The organism is Achromobacter pulmonis, from assembly GCF_021733725.1.
GTDB lineage: Bacteria > Pseudomonadota > Gammaproteobacteria > Burkholderiales > Burkholderiaceae_B > Achromobacter > Achromobacter pulmonis.
On record NZ_JAIFOT010000001.1, the window covers coordinates 627,503 to 639,903 of the forward strand.

14 protein-coding genes and 1 tRNA gene are annotated in these 12,401 nt (G+C 66.2%); 7 read left to right on the forward strand and 8 right to left on the reverse strand.

Annotation, left to right across the window (positions count from 1 at the left end; all coding sequences use genetic code 11):
- Window positions 1–132: 132 nt before the first annotated feature.
- From K2W61_RS02865 to hrcA, 3 genes are read right to left on the reverse strand one after another with little or no spacing between them, the layout of a single operon-like run.
- On the reverse strand, window positions 133–366 hold the full coding sequence (locus K2W61_RS02865) for a hypothetical protein (protein WP_175131282.1): 234 nt from the start codon (window positions 364–366) through the stop codon (window positions 133–135).
- 12 nt (window positions 367–378) lie between these two features.
- Complete coding sequence (gene hemH / locus K2W61_RS02870) at window positions 379–1,470, reverse strand: ferrochelatase (protein ID WP_175140948.1); 1,092 nt, start codon at window positions 1,468–1,470, stop codon at window positions 379–381.
- Window positions 1,471–1,515: 45 nt separating this feature from the next.
- Window positions 1,516–2,520 (reverse strand): heat-inducible transcriptional repressor HrcA, encoded by a 1,005-nt coding sequence (hrcA, locus tag K2W61_RS02875; RefSeq protein ID WP_006389041.1) that lies wholly within the window; start codon window positions 2,518–2,520, stop codon window positions 1,516–1,518.
- Between the two features lie 128 nt (window positions 2,521–2,648).
- Here hrcA and K2W61_RS02880 point away from each other — a divergent pair, with 128 nt between their 5' ends.
- On the forward strand, window positions 2,649–3,548 hold the full coding sequence (locus K2W61_RS02880) for an NAD kinase (RefSeq protein ID WP_175131280.1): 900 nt from the start codon (window positions 2,649–2,651) through the stop codon (window positions 3,546–3,548).
- Window positions 3,549–3,561: 13 nt separating this feature from the next.
- Window positions 3,562–5,223 (forward strand): DNA repair protein RecN, encoded by a 1,662-nt coding sequence (gene recN, locus K2W61_RS02885; protein ID WP_175140949.1) that lies wholly within the window; start codon window positions 3,562–3,564, stop codon window positions 5,221–5,223.
- Between the two features lie 161 nt (window positions 5,224–5,384).
- Here recN and fur read toward each other — a convergent pair whose 3' ends face one another.
- Window positions 5,385–5,804: a ferric iron uptake transcriptional regulator gene (gene fur / locus K2W61_RS02890; RefSeq protein WP_006223539.1), complete on the reverse strand. Its 420-nt coding sequence runs from the start codon at window positions 5,802–5,804 to the stop codon at window positions 5,385–5,387.
- Window positions 5,805–5,961: 157 nt separating this feature from the next.
- Between fur and K2W61_RS02895 the strand changes: the two genes are divergently transcribed.
- Window positions 5,962–6,498 carry an outer membrane protein assembly factor BamE gene (locus K2W61_RS02895; protein ID WP_175131278.1) on the forward strand — a complete coding sequence of 179 codons (537 nt, stop codon included), beginning with the start codon at window positions 5,962–5,964 and terminating at the stop codon, window positions 6,496–6,498.
- A 17-nt stretch (window positions 6,499–6,515) separates the two neighbouring features.
- Window positions 6,516–7,307 carry a 4-hydroxy-tetrahydrodipicolinate reductase gene (dapB, locus tag K2W61_RS02900; protein ID WP_175131277.1) on the forward strand — a complete coding sequence of 264 codons (792 nt, stop codon included), beginning with the start codon at window positions 6,516–6,518 and terminating at the stop codon, window positions 7,305–7,307.
- A 56-nt stretch (window positions 7,308–7,363) separates the two neighbouring features.
- Here dapB and murB read toward each other — a convergent pair whose 3' ends face one another.
- Window positions 7,364–8,398 carry a UDP-N-acetylmuramate dehydrogenase gene (murB, locus tag K2W61_RS02905; protein ID WP_236755034.1) on the reverse strand — a complete coding sequence of 345 codons (1,035 nt, stop codon included), beginning with the start codon at window positions 8,396–8,398 and terminating at the stop codon, window positions 7,364–7,366.
- A 292-nt stretch (window positions 8,399–8,690) separates the two neighbouring features.
- Here murB and K2W61_RS02910 point away from each other — a divergent pair.
- Window positions 8,691–8,766, forward strand: a tRNA-Gly gene (locus K2W61_RS02910).
- Between the two features lie 79 nt (window positions 8,767–8,845).
- Window positions 8,846–9,025, forward strand: a complete 180-nt coding sequence (locus K2W61_RS02915; RefSeq protein ID WP_175131275.1) for an immunity protein Imm33 domain-containing protein — start codon at window positions 8,846–8,848, stop codon at window positions 9,023–9,025.
- A 9-nt stretch (window positions 9,026–9,034) separates the two neighbouring features.
- On the opposite strand, the gene K2W61_RS02920 is transcribed toward K2W61_RS02915, so the two are convergent.
- Window positions 9,035–9,697 carry an FMN-dependent NADH-azoreductase gene (locus K2W61_RS02920; RefSeq protein WP_175131274.1) on the reverse strand — a complete coding sequence of 221 codons (663 nt, stop codon included), beginning with the start codon at window positions 9,695–9,697 and terminating at the stop codon, window positions 9,035–9,037.
- Window positions 9,694–10,140 carry a GNAT family N-acetyltransferase gene (locus K2W61_RS02925; protein WP_175131273.1) on the reverse strand — a complete coding sequence of 149 codons (447 nt, stop codon included), beginning with the start codon at window positions 10,138–10,140 and terminating at the stop codon, window positions 9,694–9,696. Before K2W61_RS02925 ends, K2W61_RS02920 begins: the two co-directional genes overlap by 4 nt.
- A 110-nt stretch (window positions 10,141–10,250) precedes the next feature.
- On the opposite strand from K2W61_RS02925, the gene pdxR reads away from it, so the two are divergent.
- Window positions 10,251–11,666 (forward strand): MocR-like pyridoxine biosynthesis transcription factor PdxR, encoded by a 1,416-nt coding sequence (pdxR, locus tag K2W61_RS02930; RefSeq protein WP_175131272.1) that lies wholly within the window; start codon window positions 10,251–10,253, stop codon window positions 11,664–11,666.
- A gap of 46 nt (window positions 11,667–11,712) precedes the next feature.
- Here the strand turns inward: pdxR and K2W61_RS02935 are convergent, their stop codons facing one another.
- On the reverse strand, window positions 11,713–12,192 hold the full coding sequence (locus tag K2W61_RS02935) for a carboxymuconolactone decarboxylase family protein (RefSeq protein ID WP_175131271.1): 480 nt from the start codon (window positions 12,190–12,192) through the stop codon (window positions 11,713–11,715).
- Window positions 12,193–12,401 lie beyond the last annotated feature (209 nt).

The following is a 12,401-nucleotide window of genomic DNA, read 5'->3' on the forward strand; positions in this document are numbered from 1 at the left end:
CAAATATTCCCCGTCGCGGGCCACCGTTGCGGCGGGACCAAACCTACGGCCAAAAGCGCTCAACCTCCAGGAAATTCCCCTCGACCTCCGGGATCCGGGCGCAAAACGGCGCCCGTTCCGATCATCGACAGGTCACTTCTTACCCGGCTGGGCCGGGGCCGGCGCGTCGCTGGCGGGAAAGGAGTCCTTCAGGGCCCGGTCGACCTCGGGATCATCTTCGGGTTCAGGATTGATCGCGATGGGGTCGCTGGCCGGAAAGGTCTCGGCCAGCGCCTCGTCCAGCTCGTGCTCGACCTGATCCTCGTCCACCGGGGTACTGACGTTCCCCTTTTTCACAATCTTGTCCGTCTTGGGATCATGCTGCATGCGCCCTCTCCTTCAAGTCCGTGGATGTGTGGGCCACCCCTGCAAGTGTCGTTCCACCAGGCTGGCCAACCCCGCGATCCAGGCCGGATCGTCATTCAGCGCCGGGATGTAACGGAACTGCCGGCCGCCCGCGCCGAGAAAGGCGTCGCGGCACTCCAGGCTGATCTCTTCCAGGGTTTCCAGACAGTCTGCCACAAATCCCGGACACACCACATCCACCTCGGTAACGCCCGAGGCGGCCAGCGCCTTGAGGGTCGGCTCGGTGTAGGGCTCAAGCCAGCGGGCGGTACCGAAACGACTCTGGAAGGTCACTTCGATCTGCTCGCGCGGCAGCGACAGGCGTTGCGACAGCAGCCGCGCGGTCTCCATGCAATCGCGGTAATACGGGTCGCCCAGTTCGATGGAATAGCGCGGCAGGCCGTGGAAACTCATCACCAATCGCTGCGGCTTGCCATGTTCACGCCAATAGGCCTCGATACGGGCGGCCAGCGGATCGAGGTAGGCCGGTTCCTCATGGAAACGCTTGGTGAAGCGCATTTCCGGCTGGTCGCGCAGCCGGCCGGCGTGATGCGTCACGGCATCGACCACGGTGGCGGTGGTGCTGGCGGCATATTGCGGATACAGCGGCACGGTCAGGATGCGTTCGCACCCCTGCGCCCGCAGGCGCGAGATGGCATCGGGAATCGACGGGTTGCCGTAGCGCATACCCAACTCCACCACCGCCTCGACCCCGGCGGCAGCCAGCGTGGCCCGCACGCCCTCGGCCTGGCGCTGGCTGTAGACCATCAGCGGCGAGCCGCCTTCGAGCCAGATGCCGGCATAGCGCGGCGCCAACTTCTTGGGGCGCAGGGTCAACACCAGGCCGTGCAGGATCGGCTTCCAGAGATAGCGCGGGATCTCGATCACACGCGGGTCCGAGAGGAATTCGCCGAGGTACTTGCGGATATCGCGCTTGGTCGGGGTATCCGGGGTACCCAGGTTCACCAGCAGCACGCCGACCTTGGCCGCCGCGCGCGGCGGCGGGTCTTCGTTGAAGGGGTCGTCCTGCTCGGTTTCGGGCAGGTAGCGTTCAGGCCAGAGATACTTGAACAGGCGAAGAAACACAAAAACTCCCCTTCCTCCGCCAGGAGGATGTCGGTTCGAATGGAACTACTGGTTGTGACTGAGGGCGTTGGACAGCAGCCGTGCCGTGATGTCCACGATAGGAATGACGCGCTCGTAGGCCATGCGGGTCGGACCGATCACGCCAAGCGTGCCGACCACCTTGCCGTCCACGCCATAGGGCGCGGTGATCACCGAGACTTCTTCCATCGGCACCAGCTGGGAATCGCCGCCGATATAGATCTGCACGCCCTGGGCGCGGCTGGACACGTCGAGCAACTGCAGCAGATCGGTCTTCTTTTCGAACAGCGAGAACATCTTGCGCAGCCGGTCCATGTCGGAGGCGATGTCGGTGACGTCGAGCAGCTTGCGCTCGCCCGAAATGACCACGGCGTCGCCGTCCTCGGCCGCCTCGGCGCTGGCCTCGACCGCCGCCTGCATCAGGCGCGAGATGTCCTCGCGCAACTGGGCCAGTTCGGTGGACAGGGTGCGCCGCACCGCGTCGAAGGACTTGCCGGCGAAATGCACGTTGAAGAAGTTGCCGGCCTCCAGCAGCTCGGCCTCGGCATAGTCGCGCTGCACGAACAGGATGCGGTTCTGCACGTCGCCGTCGGGGGTGACGATGATCAGCAACACCCGCTTGTCGGACAGGCGGATGAATTCGATCTGGCGAAACACCTGGGCGCGCTTGGGCGTCAGCACCACGCCGGCGAACTGCGTCAGGTTCGACAGCAGCGCCGCCGCCGCATTGACCGCGCGGGTGGGCTCGGCCGCCGCCAGCATGTCGCCCATGTTATGCGGTTCAAGCTGATAGGACTGCACCGCCAGCAGGGAATCGACGAACATGCGATAGCCGCGCGGCGTCGGAATACGCCCCGCCGAAGTGTGCGGACTGTGGATCAGCCCCAATTCCTCCAGGTCCGCCATGACATTGCGGATAGTGGCGGGCGACAGATCGAAGACTTTCGATAGCGTCCGCGAGCCGACTGGTTGCCCATCGGCGATGTAGCGTTCTATCAACGCCTTCAGTAAAGCGCGTGCGCGGTCATCCATACCCCGTATTTTAGGGAATCTTTTCCAATTAAGGCGATTTTTGTCCCGCAAGCCGATATGCGGCCCCATATAATCGGCCAACGGGCCCGATTCCGGGCCGATTCCGTTTTTTGATTCGCCTCGCCACCATGCACTTTCCTATCGTCGCGCTGATCGGCAGATACCAGGACGCCGGCCTGGCCACTCCGTTGAGGGCGCTTGCGCACGCGCTCACGCAGGCCGGGCGGCAGGTGCTGGTCGACGCCGACACGGCCCGCAATACCGGCCTCACGGAATATCCGGTCGCCACCTACGAGCAGATCGGCAAGGATGCCTCGCTGGCGGTGGTCATGGGCGGTGACGGCACGGTGCTGGGCGCCGCCCGCCATCTCGCCCCCTACGGCGTGCCGGTGGTCGGCATCAACCACGGCCATCTGGGCTTCATTACCGACATCCCGGTGCAGGACGCGCACGGCGCCCTGACGCGCGTACTGGAAGGCAACTTCCAGATCGAGGAACGCATGCTGCTGGAAGGCAGCGCCTGGCGCGGCGATCAGCAGATGTACGCGGCCTCGGCGCTGAACGATGTGGTGCTCAACCGCGCCGGGCGCGGCGGCATGATCGAAGTGCGGGTCGAACTCGACGGCGCCTTCATGTACACCCAGCGCGCCGACGGCCTGATCATCGCCACCCCCACGGGCTCGACCGCCTACGCGCTGTCGGCCAACGGTCCGATCCTGCACCCCGGCATGAACGCCATGGTGCTGGTGCCGGTGGCGCCCCAGACCCTGTCCAACCGCCCCATCGTCATTCCCGACACCGGCGTGCTGAACATGACGCTCACCGCCATGGGCCGCGTCGAGGTCGGCGCCAGCGTGCATTTCGACATGCAGACCTGGTCCGACCTGCAGCCCGGCGACCGCATCGTGGTGCAACGCGCGCCGTACACCATCCGATTCGTGCACCCGGAAGGCTACAGCTTCTTTTCCACCCTGCGCCGCAAGCTGCATTGGAACCTGATGCCGCAGGCCACCGACAACGTAGAGTAGTAAGCGCCCCGCCATGCTGCGCACCCTGCACATCCGCGACTTCGTCATCGTCGAGCAGACCGAAATCCATTTCGGCCCCGGCTTCACCGTCTTCTCCGGCGAGACCGGGGCGGGTAAATCCATCCTCATCGACGCGCTCGCCCTGGCGCTGGGCGAACGCGGCGACGTCAGCGTGCTGCGCGAAGGCGCCGCGCGCGCCGACATCACCGCCGTCTTCGACACCCCGCCGGCCCTGCGCGCCTGGCTGGCCGAACGCGAATTCGACGCCGACGAAGAACTGGCGCTGCGCCGCGTGATCGACGCGCAGGGCCGCAGCCGCGCCTACATCAACGGCACGCCCGCCACCGTCACGCAATTGCGCGAACTCGGCGACAGCCTGGTCGACATCCATGGCCAGCACGCGCACCAGAGCCTGATGCGGCCCGAGGCCCAGCGTGACCTGCTGGATGCCCACGGCGGCCACGGCGAACTGCGTCAGGCGGTGGCGCACGCCTGGAAGCAATGGCGCGGGTTGGCGCGGCAGCTGGAACTGGCCGAAAAGGACGCCGCCGGCCTGGCCGCCGAGCGTGAGCGGCTGCAATGGCAGGTCGACGAACTCGATCGCCTTGGCCTCGCGCCGGATGAATGGGATGCGCTGCAATCTGAACACACCCGCCTGTCGCACTCGCAGTCGCTGCTGGATGGCGCCACGCAGATCCTGGACGCCCTTGACGGCGAGGGAGATTCGGCCCATCACCGCCTGACCGCCGCCAACCATCGCCTCCAACAGATGCTGCGGCACGACCCCGGCCTGCAGGATATCCACGACGAACTCGAATCCGCGCGCATCGCCATTAGCGAAGCCGTATCCGACCTGAACAACTACGTCAGCCGCGTCGATCTCGATCCGCAGCGGCTGGCCGACGTCGAGGCGCGCCTGAGCGCGGTATTCGAAACCGCCCGCAAGTTCCGCGCCGAACCCGAGGCCCTGTGCGAATTGCGCGACGGCCTGCACGCCGAACTGTCGGCCCTGCAGGCGGCCGCCGATATCGACGCGTTGCGCGCCCAGGCGCAGACGGCGCAGGCGCAATACGAAGCCGTCGCCGCCAAGCTCACGACGGCGCGCCGCAAGGTCGCCAAGGATCTCGGCAAGCAAGTCACGCAGGCGATGCAGACGCTGGCCATGCAGGGCGGCAAGTTCGAACCCACACTGGCGGCGGCCGCGCCATCGGCCCATGGCACCGAGCAGGTGGAATTCCTGGTGGCCGGCCACGCCGGCACCACGCCACGACCGCTGGCCAAGGTCGCCTCGGGCGGCGAGCTGTCGCGCATCTCGCTGGCGCTGTCAGTCATCGCCAGCCGCGCGGCGCGCGTGCCCACCCTGATCTTCGATGAGGTCGACAGTGGCGTTGGCGGCGCCGTGGCCGAGGCCGTCGGCAAACTGCTGCGCGAACTGGGCGAACGCCACCAGGTGCTGTGCGTCACCCACCTGCCGCAGGTCGCGGCCTGCGGCAACAACCAGTTCCTGGTCAGCAAGACCGAATCGCGCGGCACCACGCGCTCGCGCATCGAGGAGCTGGACGACAGCGCCCGGGTCGAGGAAATCGCCCGCATGCTGGGCGGCATCAAGCTCACCGCCACCACTCGCGAACACGCGCGGGAGATGCTGGAAAGCGTCGGCCGCGCGCCCGCCTGAGGCGGGGCGCAGGCGTCATCCGTTCCCCCCACCGCCCTTGCCGGGCGCGATCTCCTGCACCGGGATTGCGTCCGGGAATAAAAAAAGCCCCTTCTTGAAGAAGGGGCTTTTGCCTTCACCGGACCGCGGCGAGCGCTGCCACGGTCCGGCGCGACGGCCGCTCAGCGGCCTTTCAGGCAGCTGCCGCAGATGCCGTACAGCACCATGGCGTGGCTTTCCAGCGCGAAACCGTTGTCCTTGGCGATCTTCTGCTGCCGCTTTTCGATATCCGGATCGGAGAATTCGACCACCTTGCCGCAATTGGTGCAGATCAGGTGATCATGGTGGTCGCCGTCGTTCAGCTCGAACACGGCCTTGCCGCTGTCGAACTGGCTACGGGCGAGGATGCCGGCCTGCTCGAACTGGGTCAGGACGCGATAGACGGTGGCCAGGCCGATTTCGACGTTTTCGCCGATCAGGGCACGATAGACGTCTTCGGCGCTGAGGTGGCGCTGGTCCGACTTACGGAAGATATCAAGAATTTTCAGGCGCGGGAAAGTCGCCTTCAAACCCATGTTTTTCAGTTCGCTTTGGTCGCTCATGGTGTAATCGCTCTCCGTCCGCGTGGGCATGGGCAAGGATACTCGGTCACCGCGAGCCGGCTCCCCCAGAATTCCTGCCGCCCCGCAGAACTATCCTTATGAAACCTTTATGATAACGGTTTTGTCTGCTTCCAAATAATAGGGGCGCGTAGTGTCCATGATTGCACGAATTCCTTCCCGCTCGCTCAAGACCGGTTTGGCCATCGCCGCCCTGGCCGTCGCCCTCGCCGGCTGCACGGGGGACAAGTGGGGCTTCCCCTACAAGGCCGGTGTCCAGCAAGGCAACTGGATCACCCAGGAGCAGGTCGCCCTGCTGCAGCCGGGCATGACGCGCGAACAGGTCCGCTTCGCCCTGGGCAGCCCCACCCTGACGAGCGTGCTGCACGCCAATCGCTGGGACTACCCCTACTACTACAAGCCCGGCTACGGTAAAGCCCAGGAACGCAAGTTCACGGTCTGGTTCGAGAACGACCGGCTGACCCGCTGGGAAGGCGACAAGCAGCCCGACCTGCAGCCCTATCAGTTGAACACTCCCAGCGCCGCCGCCGACGAAAAGGCCGACAAGCGCCTGAGCGAAGACGAAGCCCGGCTCAAGCAGGAAGAAGATCAGAAAAAGCGCGACGCCGCCGCCCCCACCAGCCCGATGAACCAGTACCCCGGCCAGCCCGGCAACGCGCCCGAGCCGCTGCGCTAACCCCAAGGACTTTCTTCATGCGTATTGCTATCGCCGGCGCCGGCGGCCGTATGGGCCAGATGCTGATCGACGCCGTCCTCAACGCCGACGGCCTGCAACTGACGGTTGCCCTCGGCCGCAAAGGTTCAGCCTCGCTGGGCCAGGACGCGGGGGCTCCGCTAGGCCAGCAGACCGGCGTCGCCATCACCGACGACCTGGCCGCGCTGGCCAACGCCGACTGCCTGATCGACTTCACCCGCCCCGAAGGTACGCTGGAACACCTGCATGCCTGCGCCCGGCTGGGCGTGAAGGCCGTCATCGGCACCACCGGCTTCGATGACAACGGCCGCGCCGCCATCGAAGTGGCCGCGCAGAAAACCGCCATCGTGTTCGCTCCCAACATGAGCGTGGGCGTGAATGCCACCCTCAAGCTGCTGGACATGGCTGCCCGCATCCTGAATTCGGGCTACGACGTCGAGATCTTCGAAGCCCACCATCGCAACAAGGTCGACGCCCCCTCGGGCACCGCGCTCAAGATGGGCGAGACCATCGCCTCGGCCTGGGACGTCGCCCTGCCCGACGTGGCCACCTGGAGCCGCCACGGCGATACCGGCGTGCGCAAGCCGGGCACCATCGGCTTCTCGGTGCTGCGCGGCGGCGATATCGTTGGCGACCACACGGTGTCATTCTGCGGCATCGGCGAACGCATCGAGATCACCCATCGCTCGGCCAGCCGCGCCACCTACGCCGAAGGCGCGGTGCGCGCGGCGCGCTTCCTGCAAGACAAGCACAATGGCCTGTACGACATGCAGGCGGTGCTGGGACTCTGATGCCGCCACGCCAAGAAAAGGACCCGCGAGGGTCCTTTTTTTGTTGGGCATCCCGCTCACACCATCACGGGTTCCGGCTCCAGCGCCACGCCGTAGCGCTCGGCGACCGTGTCCTGAATCGCGCGCGCCAGCGCCAGGATGTCGGCAGCGGTGGCGCCGCCCCGATTCACCAGCACCAGCGCCTGCCGCTCGTGCACGCCCGCCGCGCCCAGGCTGCGGCCCTTCCAGCCGCACTGGTCGATCAGCCAGCCGGCGGCCAGCTTGTAGCTGCCGTCCGGTTGCGGATACGACACCAGCCCGGGATGAAGCGCGGCAAGCGCATCGCGCCGCGCGGCCGACACAATGGGATTTTTGAAGAAACTGCCAGCGTTGCCGGTGACCGCCGGGTCCGGCAGCTTGGCGCGCCGGATCTCGCAGACCGCCTCGAAAATGGCCCGCGCCGACGGCTCCCCCGCCAGGCCGGGATAGCGTTGCAGGTCCGGATACGACAGCACCGGCCGCCAGGGCCGCGGCAGGCGCAAGCGCACCGCCACGATCACCCAACGGCCGGGCGGCTGATGCTTGAAGACGCTATCGCGATAGGCAAAACGGCAATCCGCCGCGCTCATGTCGACATACCGGCCTGCCTGCACATCCCAGGCCGTCAGGCTATCGAAGCGGTCGGCCAGCTCGACCCCGTAGGCGCCGATGTTCTGCACCGGCGCCGCGCCGACCGTGCCCGGGATCAACGCCAGATTTTCCAGGCCATCCCACCCCTGCTTCACGCACTCGGCCACGAAACCGTGCCAGGTTTCGCCGCCGGCCGCCTCCACCAGCCATGCGCCGGCTTCTGCCCGCAGCAGGCGCACACCGCGCAAAGCCACGCGCGCCACCAGGCCCGGCACGCTCTCGGGCAGCACCACATTGCTGCCCCCGCCCAGCACCAGCAGCGGCTCGTATTGCGCGGCAAGGGCGGACAGCCCCGGCAATTGCGCCACATCCTCAAGCGTCACGCAGGCCCGGGCCGTGGCGGCCAGGCCCAGGGTATTCAGGACGGAAAGATCCCGCGTCGAGGGGATCAAGGCAGGCGTGCTGGCAGAGGAATTTGACATGGATACTACCGGGTATGCTATATTTTCTGTCTTCGCTCATATTACTTGATTGAGCTTGGCAGCCAGATTCGCCAGGACGCCCGCAAGGGTTGACGCGGCAACGCAAAGCTCAGCGCGATCCGCCTGTCCCGGCAACTGCCCGCGGCAAGCACGATCGAAAAAAATCATGTAGAATGCGCGCCTTCTGATCGATAACCAAGTTGATCAGGCAATCGCGAAAGCGGTTGGCAATAAGAAATGGTTTGCATCTGGCAAGCGTGGAATTTCCACCCGCCAGCCCTTGCGGACCCATGCGGGAGTAGCTCAGTTGGTAGAGCGCAACCTTGCCAAGGTTGAGGTCGCGAGTTCGAGACTCGTCTCCCGCTCCAGATTCTATGGACAGTGTTCTTACACTATCCATGTTGCAAGAAAGGGCCCGCGGGCCCTTTTTTCATTTCCGAGCCGGTCATGAACGGCTCGCTCCTGGGTCGCCCGCAGCACGGCACCATCAGCTGGTTCATCCACTGCAGCGAAGACTCGGCCGCCGAAGGCTTCTACCCGCCAATCCCCGCCGCGCACCTGGCGACGCTGCCGCCGCGGATCGTCGACTACCTGCGCCTGCCCCCCAGGCGCGAAGTTCATCATTGACGACCAGGGCTACGAAGACGCATGGATGGATGCCTGGATGGCAACCTCGGCCACGGCGTCCGTCGCGCCCGCGAAATACGCTGCTATCGCCGCCTGGGTCCGCAGCCGCGCCGCCTCCAGGGCCAGCCCGCCCATCGCAGTGCCCTCCACCGAGAAGAACGTCAGGCGCTTCAAGCCGATCGTGGCAAGCGCCGCCTTCAGGTAGGGCGTCAGGAAATCCGGCTGGCGCGCCTCGGCTCCGGAGAACAGGCCGCCGGACGACACCGCCACGAAGACCGGCCTGTCCGCCAGCACGCCCACCTTGCCTTCGCGCGTCACGCTGAACGTGCTGCGCACCCGCACCACATGATCGATCCACGCTTTCAACCCCGACGGCACCGTGTAGTTGTGCATCGGCGTGGCGATGACCACGTAGTCGGCCTCGGCCAGGGATTGGATCAGTCGATCGGACTGGCGCAGCGCGCCGCTCGGATCGCCGTCGGGGTCAGCGGGCGAACCCAACGCGCGGGCATACTCGGCATCCACGTGCGCCAGAAGATTGGCATCGATCTCGATAACATCGCGGCCGCGTTCGATATCGGCACGCGCCAAGGCATCGACGATGAACTGCGACAGCCGATGGCTTTCCGATTCCGTGCCGCGCGGGCTGCAGGTCAAACGCAGGACGCTCATGCCGCTTGCTCCCCCAGCGCCTTGCTGAAGCGCATCGCGCCGGTCAGCAACCCCTGCCGGAAGTAGAAGCGCTGCGCCAGCGCGTTGGCCAGCCCAGTATCCAGCACCAGCTTAGCGCAGCCGGCCGCGCGCGCCATCCGCTCAAGCGCCTGCAGCAGGCTGGCGCCATGACGCGTGCCGCGACTCTGTTCGGTGACGACCAGGTCGTCGACGTAGAGGAAGCGGCCGTAGATCAGGTTTTCCTGGAAGCGATAACCGGCCAGCGCGACGGGCGCATCGCCCTCCCACACCGCCAGCAGGGCGTAATGTTCGGCGCGCATGCGCGCAACGCGCTCGACGAAATCGGGCGCGCCGGCCAGGTGCGGGCGCAATTCCCGCATGACCGGAAAGCAGGCGCGCAGCGCCTCGTCGGTCTCGATAGGGCGGATGTCCGGTTGACTCATGAGGATCCTGTCTTGAAAGAAACCGCCCGCCGCAAGGGCGGGCACAAGCATGATGCTAAGGACGCCATGCCATAATTTGAAGAACCATAAATTGATCTTCTAACTAGGCCATGACGCCCGCCTCCCTCGCCAATCTGCCGCCCGCCACTTCCGACGACGATCCGCTGTACCGGCAGGTCTATGAGCGCTTCCGCGGCGCCATCGCCCAGGGCACGCTCAAGCCCGGCGACCGCATTCCATCCGCGCGCGCATTGGCCAAGGACCTGGGCGTGGCGCGCGGCACCATCGAGATGGCCTACTCGCTGCTGCACGCCGAAGGCTATGTGCAGCCGCGCGGCCAGGCCGGCACCGTGGTCACGCCCGGCCTGCAGGCCCAGGCCGCGCCGCGCCCCTCGCCGCCCCCCGCCAAGACCGACCCCGACACATGGCGCCAGCCGCCGACGCTGCTGCCGTTCCAGATGGGGCTACCGGCGCTGGATGCCTTTCCGCGCAAGATCTGGGCGCGGCTTGGCGCCCGCCACCTGCGCGCCACGCAGGCGGCCGACCTGTCCTACCCGCCCGCCGATGGCCTGCCCGCGCTGCGCAATGCGATCGCCGCGCACCTGCAGGTCGCGCGCGGCATCCACTGCACGCCGGCGCAGGTGTTCATCACGTCCGGCTATCGCGAAAGCCTGAACCTGGTGATCCAGGCGCTGCTGCAACCCGGGGACCAGGTCTGGGTGGAAGACCCAGGTTACCCCCCCACGCGAGAGCTGCTGAAGCACTCGGGCCTGGCGTCGGCGCCGGTGGAAGTCGATGCCGAGGGCATCATGGTGTCGCGGGGTATCGCGCAGGCGCCGCATGCGAGCGCCGCGATCGTGACACCCGCCCACCAAAGCCCGCTGAGCGTGACCCTGTCGTTGACGCGGCGCCAGGCGCTGCTGGAGTGGGCCGGGCGCCATCAACGCTGGATCGTCGAAGACGACTACGACGGCGAATACCGCTACGTCAGCCGGCCGCTGCCGGCGCTCAAGAGCCTGGACCGGCAAGGCCGCGTGCTATACGCGGGCACGTTCAGCAAGGTCATGTTTCCCGGCATCCGCCTCGCGTACCTGGTGGTGCCCGAGGCCCAGGTGCGGCGCTTCGAGGATGTCAACCGCGTGCTCGGCAATGGCATCCCCGGACTGACCCAGGCGCTGGTCAGCGCCTTCATGCTGGAGGGTCATTTCGCGCGCCACATCCAACGCATGCGGCGGCTCTATGCGGAACGCCGCAACGCCACTGCAGCGGGGCTGGCCAAGGTATTCGGCCCCGCCATGCCGATCGATCCGCAACCGGGCGGCATGCACCTGCTGGTGCGGATGCAGGGTCACCAGACGGATCGCCCGCTGGCGCAGCGCATGCTCGAGCACGGCATCTACGCACACGCCCTGTCGCGCTGGACGAGCGCCGCGCCATGCGGCGCCGGCCTGCTGATGAGCTTCACCAACATCGAGTCGCAGGAACGCGCCGAGCAGCTTGGCCGCCGCATCCTGGAACTGATGTAGCGACGGCGCCGCCCACGGGCGAGGCGCCGCCGCCGCTTGAATCCGCCTATTTCAACCCGGCCTTGTCCAGGCCGAACGCCTCGTCGGCGGAACCTGGCTCGGTACGGAAAGCGACGTTCAGGCGGTTCCAGCCGTTGATGCCCACCACCAGGAAGGTCAGATCCGAGATTTCCTCTTCGGACAACTGGCTACGGACCTGCTGGTACACCGCGTCCGCCACGCCGTGCGGATGCAATGTGGTGAGCGCCTCGGTCCATTCCAGCGCGGCGCGCTCGCGCGGACTGAACAGCGGGGATTCACGCCAGATCGCCACATGGTGCAGGCGCAGCTCACGCTCACCGCCGATCCTGGCCTGCTTGACGTGCATGTCCAGGCAGAAACCGCAGCCATTGATCTGCGAGGCGCGGATCGTCACGAGGTCATTGAACTCCCGGATGACAGCCTTCTTTTTCAGCGCGGCGCTAAAGTCGAGGTAATGCTTGGACAGGTCGGCGGAGACCTGGAAATAATTCAAACGCTGGGTCATGTTGCGTACACCTTTGTGGAATGGATTGCGGACGACATCGCCGCATACCCTCATGGTGCCGCCAGGAGCCCCGATGAAAAAGCGCCATGAATCGGCATTTGGCCTGGGCCATATTGCCTGGGCAACACCGCCCGGGTCGCGATGCGGGCACGCCCGCTTGCTCCGGCGTCGAATTAAGGTATACTCTCGCCTCTTCGCAGTACGCAGTA

Coding starts and splice junctions, on each gene's coding strand:
- K2W61_RS02865 (WP_175131282.1), bottom strand. CDS start 366: ATGCAGCATGATCCCAAGACGGACAAGATTGTGAAAAAGGGGAACGTC.
- hrcA (WP_006389041.1), bottom strand. CDS start 2,520: ATGGATGACCGCGCACGCGCTTTACTGAAGGCGTTGATAGAACGCTAC.
- K2W61_RS02880 (WP_175131280.1), top strand. CDS start 2,649: ATGCACTTTCCTATCGTCGCGCTGATCGGCAGATACCAGGACGCCGGC.
- recN (WP_175140949.1), top strand. CDS start 3,562: ATGCTGCGCACCCTGCACATCCGCGACTTCGTCATCGTCGAGCAGACC.
- fur (WP_006223539.1), bottom strand. CDS start 5,804: ATGAGCGACCAAAGCGAACTGAAAAACATGGGTTTGAAGGCGACTTTC.
- K2W61_RS02895 (WP_175131278.1), top strand. CDS start 5,962: ATGATTGCACGAATTCCTTCCCGCTCGCTCAAGACCGGTTTGGCCATC.
- dapB (WP_175131277.1), top strand. CDS start 6,516: ATGCGTATTGCTATCGCCGGCGCCGGCGGCCGTATGGGCCAGATGCTG.
- murB (WP_236755034.1), bottom strand. CDS start 8,398: ATGTCAAATTCCTCTGCCAGCACGCCTGCCTTGATCCCCTCGACGCGG.
- K2W61_RS02915 (WP_175131275.1), top strand. CDS start 8,846: ATGAACGGCTCGCTCCTGGGTCGCCCGCAGCACGGCACCATCAGCTGG.
- K2W61_RS02920 (WP_175131274.1), bottom strand. CDS start 9,697: ATGAGCGTCCTGCGTTTGACCTGCAGCCCGCGCGGCACGGAATCGGAA.
- K2W61_RS02925 (WP_175131273.1), bottom strand. CDS start 10,140: ATGAGTCAACCGGACATCCGCCCTATCGAGACCGACGAGGCGCTGCGC.
- pdxR (WP_175131272.1), top strand. CDS start 10,251: ATGACGCCCGCCTCCCTCGCCAATCTGCCGCCCGCCACTTCCGACGAC.
- K2W61_RS02935 (WP_175131271.1), bottom strand. CDS start 12,192: ATGACCCAGCGTTTGAATTATTTCCAGGTCTCCGCCGACCTGTCCAAG.